General features: G+C 68.9%; 6 protein-coding genes and 1 pseudogene. 1 reads left to right on the forward strand and 6 read right to left on the reverse strand.

Features of this window, described 5'->3' with window-relative positions:
* Window positions 1-5: 5 nt before the first annotated feature.
* From tagF to tssI, 6 genes are all read right to left on the reverse strand, one after another.
* The gene (gene tagF, locus D7X74_RS15795) at window positions 6-950 is read right to left on the reverse strand and encodes a type VI secretion system-associated protein TagF (protein ID WP_120533793.1); all 945 of its coding nucleotides are present in this window, start codon (window positions 948-950) and stop codon (window positions 6-8) included.
* Complete coding sequence (gene tssM / locus D7X74_RS15800) at window positions 950-4606, reverse strand: type VI secretion system membrane subunit TssM (RefSeq protein WP_120533794.1); 3657 nt, start codon at window positions 4604-4606, stop codon at window positions 950-952. Before tssM ends, tagF begins: the two co-directional genes overlap by 1 nt.
* On the reverse strand, window positions 4603-5301 hold the full coding sequence (locus tag D7X74_RS15805) for a DotU family type IV/VI secretion system protein (protein WP_120533795.1): 699 nt from the start codon (window positions 5299-5301) through the stop codon (window positions 4603-4605). Before D7X74_RS15805 ends, tssM begins: the two co-directional genes overlap by 4 nt.
* A 50-nt stretch (window positions 5302-5351) precedes the next feature.
* Window positions 5352-6719, reverse strand: a complete 1368-nt coding sequence (tssK, locus tag D7X74_RS15810; RefSeq protein WP_120533796.1) for a type VI secretion system baseplate subunit TssK — start codon at window positions 6717-6719, stop codon at window positions 5352-5354.
* A complete protein-coding gene (gene tssJ / locus D7X74_RS15815; RefSeq protein ID WP_120533799.1) occupies window positions 6716-7312 on the reverse strand; it encodes a type VI secretion system lipoprotein TssJ in 597 nt (198 codons plus the stop codon). The genes tssK and tssJ overlap by 4 nt, the downstream gene beginning before the upstream one ends.
* 72 nt (window positions 7313-7384) lie before the next feature.
* Window positions 7385-9649, reverse strand: coding sequence for a type VI secretion system tip protein VgrG (gene tssI / locus D7X74_RS15820; RefSeq protein ID WP_120533797.1), 2265 nt, complete (start codon window positions 9647-9649; stop codon window positions 7385-7387).
* Window positions 9650-9901: 252 nt separating this feature from the next.
* Between tssI and D7X74_RS15825 the strand changes: the two are divergent.
* Window positions 9902-10385 (forward strand): annotated as a pseudogene (locus D7X74_RS15825) (OmpA family protein); the annotation flags it as partial.

Below are 10385 nucleotides of genomic sequence, written 5' to 3' on the forward strand. Positions count from 1 at the left end.
GGGTGTCAGACCTTCCGTGCGACGGCGCGCAGGAGCTGTTCAATGGAGCTGGTGGACGCGTCGAGCACCTCGCGCTGCGCAGGGCTCAGGGCCCGCTTCGCGCTGGCGAGCGCGGCGGTGCGCTGGGTCTTGAGCGGCCAGAGCTGCGCGCTCGCGAGGTCGGGCTGGGCCACGTACAGGAGGAGGGCGGCCGACGGCGCGCCCAGGCACAGGAGCAGCCGGGGCCGGTCTCCCTCCGACCAGAGGAACCCCGGCGCCGTGGACGGCCAGCGCAACAGCCGCGATGCCAGCTCCAGCCAGGCCACCGGGCCCAGGCGTCCGTCCAGCGGGCAGTCCAGGACCACCTGGGCCAGTCCCTGCTCGCGGTGGCGCTCGCCCTCGCACGCGGTGAGGAAGGTGTGCAGCGCGTAGTAGCGGCCTTCAGCGGATGCGTCCGTGCACACGGGCTGGAGCAGCTCCGCGCAGGAGTGCTCCGAAAGGATGGTGGCGCGCAGCCGCTCGGCCAGCTTGAAGTCGCTGGGACGGGGCAGGCGCAGCTGGGCCGCCCGCTCCAGCAGCTCGGGGATGCCCAGTCGGGGCGCGTCCTGGACCAGCTCGGTGCCCGCCCGGAGGAAGGCTTCGAACGCCTCCGGCAGCAATGCGTACCGGTCCGCCAGCTCCGTGGCGGGCAGCTCGGTGAAGACGGCCAGGGGGAAGCCCCGGCCCACGCTGTCCGCGCTCGCGGTGACGACGCCCACCAACGCGCTCGGATGCCCCGGCGCGGTGAAGACGAAGCGGTGCGGCGTCGCGGGCAGCTCCGCGCGTGCGCGCTGCACGCGGGCCATGCCCTCCTCCAGCCAGCGGTGGAGCTGCTGGGCGAGGGGGCTGGCCGTGTTGTGCCGGACGAACTCCGCGTGCCGTGGCGTCTTGCCGAGCAGGCCGATCCGATGTGCGGGCGGGACCACCCTCATCAGGGAGGCCCGTCCTGCGCCACGAGGTGATTGCCGCCGCAGTCCGTGTCCCCGCGCGCGATGCCCCGGGGGGGCTGCAGGCCGGGGTCACGGAAGATGTGCATCAGCTTGCCCTTGTTGCCGGACAGGCCGAAGAACGGGTTGCTGGTGCGCTCCGGACGGATGTCGATGGAGACGAGCGCGCCCTTCATGTCCTCCATCTCCCAGGTGGCGGTGAAGTAGCGGCCGTCCGCGCTGGGCTCGATGCGCTTCACCCGCTCCAGCAGGCGGAAGAGGCCCCACTCGCCGGGCTCGTCGATGTCGCCCGTGGCCCCGGACGCGTGCTCGACGTGGATGTGCGCCCCGAGCTTGCCGGCCTGCCCGGGCCAGGTCATGGGCTTCCACACCGTGTCCGGGCCGTTGCGGTACGTCTCATCCGTGCCGTCGAGCGTGAAGGAGACCGCGGAGATCTCCGACGCGGCGTTGTCCGCGGACGTGCCCGCGCGGATGCGGACCTGGAAGCGCACCAGCGGCTCCACGGAGTCCCCCGTGAAGAGCGTGCTCGCCAGCACGCCGCTCTTCTCCAGGAAGGTCAGCAGCTCCGGCTGGTAGTTGGCTCCGCTCTGCGGGGACACGAACTCCCACTTGCGGCCCTTGGGGGCCACGTCCTCCAGGAGCTGCTCGCGGTAGAACTTGCGGATGGCGCCGCCCTCCAGGCGCAGGTAGTCCGCCACCTCCGGCAACGGCGCTTCGAGGAGCGAGGCCCGGGCGAACGGGTAGCGGCCGGCCATGAGCTGCTCGTAGGGTTTGACGATCTGCTCGCACCACAGCCGGCTCTTGCCGTTCGCGACGCCCTTGTAGACGATGACGTGCACGTCCCGCAGCGGCGGCAGCAACAGCCGCTCCAGGATGGCGGCGCCGCTCTCCTGCTTGCGGATGAGCAGCTCCACCGCCTCCCGCGTCTGCTTGATGCGATCAAGCAGCAGGCGCGACTCCGCGGGCTTCTCCTTCACGGCGAGCAGCGTGTTCTGCACGACCGCGAGGTGGTCCTGGTAGAGCTCGAGCGCCGTGGGGCTCTCTTCCTTGTCGTCGGTCTTGTTCTTCTGCGTGGTGAAGACGATGAGCGGCGCGAAGGCCCGCTCCACGTCACGCGGCATCAGCTCCTGCACGCCCGTGGGGGAGCGCTCGTCGACGAGCTTCGCGGCGCTCTTCGTCGCGTCGTCCTTCTCCGACCCCATCAGCCGCTGCACCCAGTTCGGCGCCGTGTCCTCCTGGGCGCCGGCGGCCTTCTTCTCCAACTGCACGTTGTGACGGACGGCATCGAAGAGGCGCACGTACGGGGCCGGGTTGCCGCGCAGGAGGCTGTCGACCAGCTCCTGCGTCTGGTCCAGGTCCTTGGGCTCCTGGACGCGGATGGAGCGCAGGAAGTCGAACCACTCCTGGATGTAGGACTCGAAGTAGTTCGTGCGCAGCTGGGCGCGCGTGGCCTTCTCGTCCTCCGCCGAGTCCCGGTCGAGCACCCACGTCTGGCGGTTCTCGAAGGCGGTGGCGAGGCGGGGCTTCACCACGTTCTCCCACGCGTTCTTCGTGAAGGCGCCTCGGATGCGCTTGCCGGCGTGGATGGCGGGGACCGCCCCCACCAGCTCCTCCAGCGCGACCTCGGGGTACTCCCGGCTGGCGTCGGCGATGATCTGCTCCAGCTCCAGCGTGGCCAGCGGCACGCGGTTGAGCGCCCGGCGGGCCGCGCGCACCACGCGCTCATCGCGTGGGAAGGCCAGCCGGTCCGGCTCCTCCGCGAGCATGCGGATGTACGTCGCGGCGTGCTTGCTGATGGTCTGCTCGAGGTCCACCTGGCCAGTCGTGCCCTTCACGTTGGTCCAGTGCTCCACCATCTTGCGCACCAGCCACTCGCGGTGGGCCTCGTCGAGCTCCGGCTCCCCCTGGGCTCGCGGCTGGGTGATGAGCAGGTACATCTTCAGGTCCTCGAAGTGCTTGCGGTAGTCCTCCGAGCTGGGCTTCCAGTCCAGGCGCGTCTGGTTCTGGGAGAAGAGCATCAGGCTCTGCTGGATGCGCTCGTACTGGAGCCCCAGCAGCACGCGGCGCAGCGCCGAGTCGTAGAACGACTGCGCCACGGGGAAGAGCTGGTCGCCCTTGTACATGCCGAAGCGCATCCACAGCGGGACGCCCTCGGTGCGGTGCTGGGTGAGGGCCTGGAGCTGCTTGCGCAGCGGCGTGAGGTCCTGCACGCGACTGATGTCGTCCTTGCGGTCGGAGTTCACCGCCGTGATGGCGTCGCGCACCTCCTGCGCCAGCTCCCGGTTCTTGAAGAAGGAGAGGGTGGGCAGGCACAGCACCAGCGCCGTCGCCGCGAAGGCCGCGCCCGCCAGCGCGAGCCGCCGCTTGCGCAGCCGCAGCTCCTCCGCCGAGCTGCGCACGGCGACCTTCTGGTCCAGGAACATCACCTTCGTGAAGACGTCCCAGAGGAAGTAGCTGCGGCCCTCGGCGGTGGTCTCCGCCTGCGGGCGCCCGTTGGTCGTTCCGAACACGTCGCCCGCGGAGGGCGCCACCAGCTCCACCGAGCGCACGTCCTGGGTGGCGCTGGTGAAGTACAGGCCTCGGAACACCGGCGTGTCCTGGAAGATGTTCTCCAGGAAGAGCGGCTGGACGAACTCCGACAGCGTCTTGCGGAGCGCGTCGAACTTCTGGGGGAACTGGTGGATGCGCTCGCGCGTCTCCTGCTGACGCTCCTCGCCGATGCGCTTGATGGAGCGCTGCTCCAGCACCGCCGTGAGTTCATCGAAGCGCTGCAACAGCAGCTCCGTGGACGCCTCCTTCTGCGCGTCCATGGGGATGGTGAAGCCCCAGAGCTGTCCGCGCTCGGAGCGGGGCAGGTCGGAGAACATCTCCACGAAGCCGGGCAGCAGGTCGCACTTGGTGACCATCAGGTAGACGGGCACCAGCATCCGCAGCCGGGAGGTGATTTCATCCAGGCGCTCACGGATGCCCTGGCCCAGCTCGCCCGCGGCCTGCGGGTCCATGGTCAACAGCTCGTCGATGCTCACCGCCACGATGAGGCCGTTGATGGGCCGGCGCGGGCGGTGTTTGATCAGCGTGTCGAGGAAGGCGAGCCACTCCGGACGCTCGTCCTCGCTGGCGACGTAGCGGCCCGCCGTATCGAGGATGACGGCCTCGTTGGTGAGCCACCAGTCGCAGTTGCGCGTGCCGCCCACGCCCCGGACGCCGCCGCCCTTGCTGGAGGACAGGTAGGGGAACTTCAGCCCGGAGTTGCGCAGCGCCGTGCTCTTGCCGGCGCCCGGCGGGCCGACGATGAGGTACCAGGGCAGCACCGCCAGCGCGTCCTTGCCGCCGCGCGACAGCTTGGAGGTCTTGAGCGCCTCCACCGCCTTGGTGAACTCCGCCTGCATCGCCTTGATCTCCGGTTGGAGATCCGGCCGCACCGTCTTGAGCTCTTCCGCGGCCTGCTGCTGGAGGGCGCCCTCCAGGTTCTTGGCCGCCTTCCGGGCGCGGATGCGCTTGACGATCCACGCGCCGCCCAGCACGAGCAGCGTCACGCTGGCGACGGCGATCGCGACCCAGAGCGGCGGCAGGTGCAGCTTGAGGATGGCGGCCCCGCCCAGGCCCAGCAGCGCCATGAAGAAGAGGAGGTAGGCGATCACGGGGCAGCGCCTCCGTTGGCGTTCTTCGCCACGTGGAGCTCGATGTCCTTCATGAACATCTTCAGGGTGTTATCGAGGCTGAAGAGCAGCCCGCCGTACATCAGCAGCGCGGCCACCAGCGCCCCCGCGGCGATGGACACGATGGAGGCCTTCTTGCGCGCGGAGAACAGCGCCTCGGTGGGACGCTCACCGTGCGGCGACAGCACGTCGAAGTCGAACGGCCGCGCGCGCTGGAGGTCCTTCGCCACGGTGTCGATGAGCGTCATCAGCTCCAGCTCGCCGCCGCGGATGCGGTAGCGGCCCTGGAAGCCGAAGAGCATGCAGAGGTAGTAGACGCGCAGGACGTCCGCGCGGTGCGGGTCCTTGCGCACGGCGTGCAACCGGCTGAAGAAGCCGTCACCGGCCACGTTCTCGTTGAAGTAGTGCAACTGGAGCAGGTGGCTCATCCAGAACTGCCGGTAGGGCTCCGGCTTGCCCAGCACCACTTCGTCCAGCAGCGCGACCAGCGCGTAGGCCATGTCCTGGGCGTCCTGGTGACTGAAGCCCAGCACGGCGGAGCGGCGCAGCAGTTCGTCCACGACCCCGCGAAGCTGGAAGTGCAGCTTCTCCGGCGGAGCCACCGAGGCAGCGTCCGAACGTCGGAGCTGGATGGCGGCGTCGAGGCAATCCTTGGTGGCTTCGTTGACTCGGTCCATGGGAGGGCGGCCATGCCGGGACGCTTGAAGGAGCGTCCGGTCGAAAGGGGCTAGCGGTTGGAGGTGGGGACGGCGAGCAGTTCCACGCTGGTGGTGCCCACGTCGAAGGGCTGCGGCAGGTAGAGCGCGAGCGTCCGGTCGCGCAGGGCGTTCTTCCAGTAGCCGTCCTGAAGCGCGAGCGTGAAGTAGACGACCCCCGGCCGCACCGGCACCTCCGGCGGCGGGCGGTACGTCACCTCCAGGGGCACGCCGGGGGCGGCGGCCTGCACCAGGCCCTGGATGTCGCCCCAGCTGGCCATCTTGGACAGCTTCGGAAGCTGTTCGGCGACCACCTTCTCCGGCAGGTCGCTGCGGATGGTGAGCAGGAACTGGCCGCACCGCTCCAGCCGCTCGTCCTCCAGCTTCCCTCGGAAGAGCCGGTCCGCGCCGGCCTCCATCGCGACGGTGAGGCACTGCTCCAGCGCCACCGCGTGCATCAGCTCCCCGATGCGCCGGAACAGCTCCTCGAAGGTGGCGCGCAGGTTGATGAACTGGAAGGCGGGCAGGGTGGACGGATCCGCGTTCACCGCGAAGGTGCACAGCTGCCCCGCGAACTGGCTGAGCAGCAGGTACAGCGACTGCGGCCGCAGGTTGCCCGCGTCCAGCGCGTGCTGCACCACGGGGATGATGCCGTTGAGCGCGTTGAGCTCCAGGAAGAGCGTCACGTCCGACGCGGTGAACTCCAGCGCGGACGCGTCCCGGTGCCGGCGGCGCGAGGACAGCTGCCGCTGCTTGGACACCAGCAGCCGCAGGAGCGTGCGCAGCTCGTTCGTGATGGACGAGGACGCGTCGATGCGCAGGCACGGCGGGATGTACGAGGGGACCAGCGTCAGGTTGCCGGCCTTGTCCCGCTCCAGCTCCGCGATCTTGATGGCCTCGTAGTCGTCCCGCTGCTCGGTGCCGAAGAGCAGCCGCACGTTGCGCTGGCCGAAGGACACCGGGACGATGGAGGTGGACGACGTGAGGTCGCTGATGGGCCGGGTGGACGGGGTGTAGCGCGGGCTGCCGCCCACCTTGTCCGTGCCGCCGTAGCTCTCCACGCCGCTGCGCTCACGCGGCACGCCGATGAACACGTCCAGCACGCGCTGGGCGGGAGGAAAGGCGCCGTCCGCGGGACGCGCGGCCGGGGCCTCCGGGTCGCCACTCTGCAGCGACACGGGCAGGCCGTCCGGGAGGATGCCGGTGAAGCTGGAGAGCTGCACCAGGCCCGCGCGCAGCGACTCCATGTCGAACGACTGGGACACCACGCCCCACGGGTACGGCTCCAGCGAGCCCAGCCGCGTGTCCAGCAGGGCCTCGTGGTAGATGTCCATCTGCTGGAGGTGGTGGGGGCTCATGAACATGCCCTCCGACCACACGACGCGTTGAGGGGACTTCATGCACCTCTCCGGGGCTCCGGCGTCACACCGGGGGATGGCTGCTGCGAAGGCTCCGGCACCCAGGTGGACATGGGCGGCTGGAGCAGAAGGTCGATCTGGTAGCCCTGCAGGCGGTATCTCAGCTCCTGGTCGCCCTGCTTGGGCGCCCCCAGGTCCCCGCCCGCGGGACGCTCCACGCACTGCTCTTCCGGCACCGGCGGCAGCACCGCCACCGTGCGCCACGAGTAGCCCAGCGGCTGGCGGAAGTGGCCCATGGTCAGCACGAAGTGGGCCTTGGGGTCGCGCTGCAACCAGCGCTGGTTCGTCTGGCCGGGCGCGACGACGAACTCCGCGGACTGGAGCAGATCATCCTTGAGCAGGTCCTCCGCGCGGCCCCACAGGTCGCGGAAGCTGGCGCGCTCCAGCCGGGCGCTGTCCTTGAGCTGGAGGACCCGCACCACCGTGGGCAGCGAGCGCCCCCGGGGATCTGGATTGACCTGTTCGGAGACGTTGAGCACCACGTGGAAGGGGGGCGGCGTCTCGCATTGCTGGGCCACGCGTTTCACGCACCCCGTGGCCGTCAGCGAGGCCACGAAGCAGACGAGAAGCGGCATGGCGCGCGTGAGGAATTCCTGGGTGCGCATCATTGGATGGAGGAACGGCTGCGTCTGGAAGGCAATGGCGGCCTAGTTCTCGGAGATCTTCGAGCCCTTGATGATCACGTCGCCGCTCGCGGTGACTTCAATCTTCGCGCCCTTGATGACCACGTCTCCGTTCTTCTTCACCTGGAGGGTGGCGGACCCGACCTTCAAGGTGAATTGCTCCTGGGCCACCAGGGCAATCTCCTTGGCGGAGAGCGTGTAGGCGTCCTTGACGGCGTGATTGAGTTTTCCCCCCACGCTCAAAAGCAGATCCTTCTCCACCTTCAGGGTGCGCGACTTCTGCACCTCTTCGGACAGGTCTCCTCCGACCTGGAGGCTGCGTGAGCCTTTGACGGTCTCGGACTTCCGGGCGCCAACGACCTCCACCTTGGCGCCGCCGACCTGTTCGGACTTGAGGCCGCCCACCAGTTCATTGAAGGCCGCGCCCACGGTGACGGCGAGCGCGCCGCCCACGTTGAGCATCTTTCCCAGACCCACGGTTTCGGCGGAGGCCAGCGTGACGGACACGCTCTGGTTTCCACTCACCGCCACCGACTGGTCGCCGGTCACCGCTTCGGTGTGATTGCCCATCACGGTGGTGGACCGGTTGCCCGTCACGGCCAGGGCCTGGTTGCCGCCCACCACGGAGTCGTCGTTCTTCTTCACCTCGAGGGACTGGTTGCCCTCGATGGTGCGGCTGCGGTCCTTCTTGACGAGGAGCGTCTCGTTGCCGCCCACCAGCTGCGTCTTGTCGTTCTCGACGACGATGTTGAGGTCCTTCTGGGCGTGGAAGTAGACCTCCTCGGAGCCCGCGGCGTCCTCGAAGCGCAGCTCGTTGAAGCCGTCGCCTCCGGGGCTGGAGCTGGAGCGCAGCGTGCTCTTCGTCTTCTCCGCGGGCAGGTCGATGGGCGGCGGGTTCTGCCCGTTGTAGACGCTGCCGGTGATGATGGGCCGGTCCGGATCTCCCTCCAGGAACTCGACCACGACCTCCTGGCCGATGCGCGGCAGGTACAGGGCGCCCCAGCCGGGGCCCGCCCACGCCTGGCTCACGCGGATCCAGCAGGAGCTCTTGTCGTCGCTCTTGCCCTCGCGGTCCCAGTGGAACTGGACCTTGATGCGGCCGTGCGAGTCGGTGTGGATCTCCTCCCCGGCGGGGCCCACGACGATGGCCGTCTGCGCGCCGGGGATGACGGGGCGGGGCGTGCTGCGAAGCGGCCGGAAGGGCACCGTGGCCGGCTGGCAGAGGAATTCGTTGAGGTAGCCCTCCTTCGTGCCCAGCGAAGCCTGCTCGGCCACCAGGGCCTCGGCCTGGTGGCCGGTGTGCCGCACGGAGAGGGGCAGGTACTTGCGGTTGAGGGCGCTGTCCGGGTGCTCGGCCAGCTCGAAGGTGTGGCCCGCGCAGATGCGCCGGCTGTAGCTGGCGCCGGACACGGTCTCCACCCGGGCGCGCAGCTCCTCCAGGCGGATCTTCGCGAGCGCCTTGCCCGCGCCGGGGTCCTCGTAGAGGCCCGGGTAGTCGTAGATCTCCAGGGCGGACTCGCCGTCGTCGGCGCTGGTGGTCGCGCCCAGGTCCTGCGCGGGGCGGGTGAAGTTGAAGTCCCGCATCGCCACCGCGCCCGGCTGGACCTCCAGCTTCGCGCAGAGCGAGTGGACGAACTCCTTCTCCGCCACCATCCGGGAGCGCTCGCGGAAGACGAGCTTCGGCTCGCCAATCATGTCCGGGTTGGCGGACGCGGCGTCACCGAGCACCAGCGTGTGCGCGTCCTCGCCGTGCTCGAAGAGGTAGAAGATGCCCTCCTCCTCCAGGAGCCGGGAGATGAAGTCGAGGTCGGACTCGCGGTACTGCACGCAGTAGTCGCGCTTGCGGTAGCTGCTGGAGAGCGCCAGCCGGTGCTCCACCTGTCCCTGCTCGAGCACCTTGTGCACGATCTGCGGGACGGTCAGCTCCTGGAAGATGCGGCTGCGGCGCGTGTGCCGCAGCGTCCACAGGCGCGGCACCACCGTCACGCCGTAGCGCCGGCGCTGGGGCCCGGTGCCTTCGTCCCTGCGGTCGATGCGGGCGACGACGCCATGGAAGAAGCGGGCGGTTCCATCCCCCAACTGCACGGTGAGCCGCGCGTCCTTGCCCAGGAGCGCCGTGTCGTCCAGCTCCACGTCTGGCTTCGGCGTCAAGGCGACTTCGATGGAGTAGGGCTGTGAGAGGGTCTCATCCGCTTCGAAGCCCAGGACGGTGATGTCGTCCGCCGTGTGCGGCCCGAGCTGGAAGTCGAATTCCGTCTGGTTCGCCAGCAGCGCAGCATTCGCGATCATTGTATCTCCCGCGCCACGGAAGCCCCCGGGGTCACCAGACACCTGCGCAGAAAGCAGGGGTGATCGCCTGACAAATTAGAAACACGCGGCGGCCCGGGTCCGCAAGTGCTTGCGGGATCAAAAAAAGCATTTCTTCACGAAGGGTCCTGGTTGTCCCTGGCCCTGGTATGGTGTTGTGCAAGGACGGGGGCCATGGATCGCGGTGCGACATGGATGCGGGGGCCCACGCCAGCAATACCCTCCGGGAGCGCGATGAAACGAAGGATCCTCCTGTGCCAGCTGCAAGTGCTGTCGCTCGTCCTGGCCTCGGCCACGACCCTTGCCCAGACGCCGCTGCCCGGCATCGAGCTGGAGCGGCTGGAGCTGAACCCTGGCGCGGAGGGTTCACTCGTCGTGAGTCTGGGACAGCTTCTCCCAGCCGGTCAATATCGGGCGACCGTGGCCATGCAGTACGCACACGATCCCCTCCTATTTGAACGGGATGGTGAGGCTTTCCGGGTTGTCGGGAGTCGGGCGACGACACATCTGGCTGTAGCGTATTCCGTTACAAATTGGCTTCAGTTCGGCCTTCAGCTTCCGGTGGTCGCGTTCCAGAGCGGCTCGGATCTGGCGGGTGAGAACATCACGCGGCCCGCGAGCTTCGCGCTGGGGACGCCTTCGGCCAGTGCGCGGGTGGGGATCCTCACGCAAGACAATGAAGGGGGCGTGGATCTGGCGTTGGAGATGGGGGTGGGAT

This window comes from Corallococcus sp. CA047B, from assembly GCF_003612065.1.
GTDB classification, from domain to species: Bacteria; Myxococcota; Myxococcia; order Myxococcales; family Myxococcaceae; genus Corallococcus; species Corallococcus praedator.

Coding starts and splice junctions, on each gene's coding strand:
- tagF (WP_120533793.1), bottom strand. CDS start 950: ATGAGGGTGGTCCCGCCCGCACATCGGATCGGCCTGCTCGGCAAGACG.
- D7X74_RS15805 (WP_120533795.1), bottom strand. CDS start 5,301: ATGGACCGAGTCAACGAAGCCACCAAGGATTGCCTCGACGCCGCCATC.
- tssK (WP_120533796.1), bottom strand. CDS start 6,719: ATGAAGTCCCCTCAACGCGTCGTGTGGTCGGAGGGCATGTTCATGAGC.
- tssJ (WP_120533799.1), bottom strand. CDS start 7,312: ATGCCGCTTCTCGTCTGCTTCGTGGCCTCGCTGACGGCCACGGGGTGC.
- tssI (WP_120533797.1), bottom strand. CDS start 9,649: ATGATCGCGAATGCTGCGCTGCTGGCGAACCAGACGGAATTCGACTTC.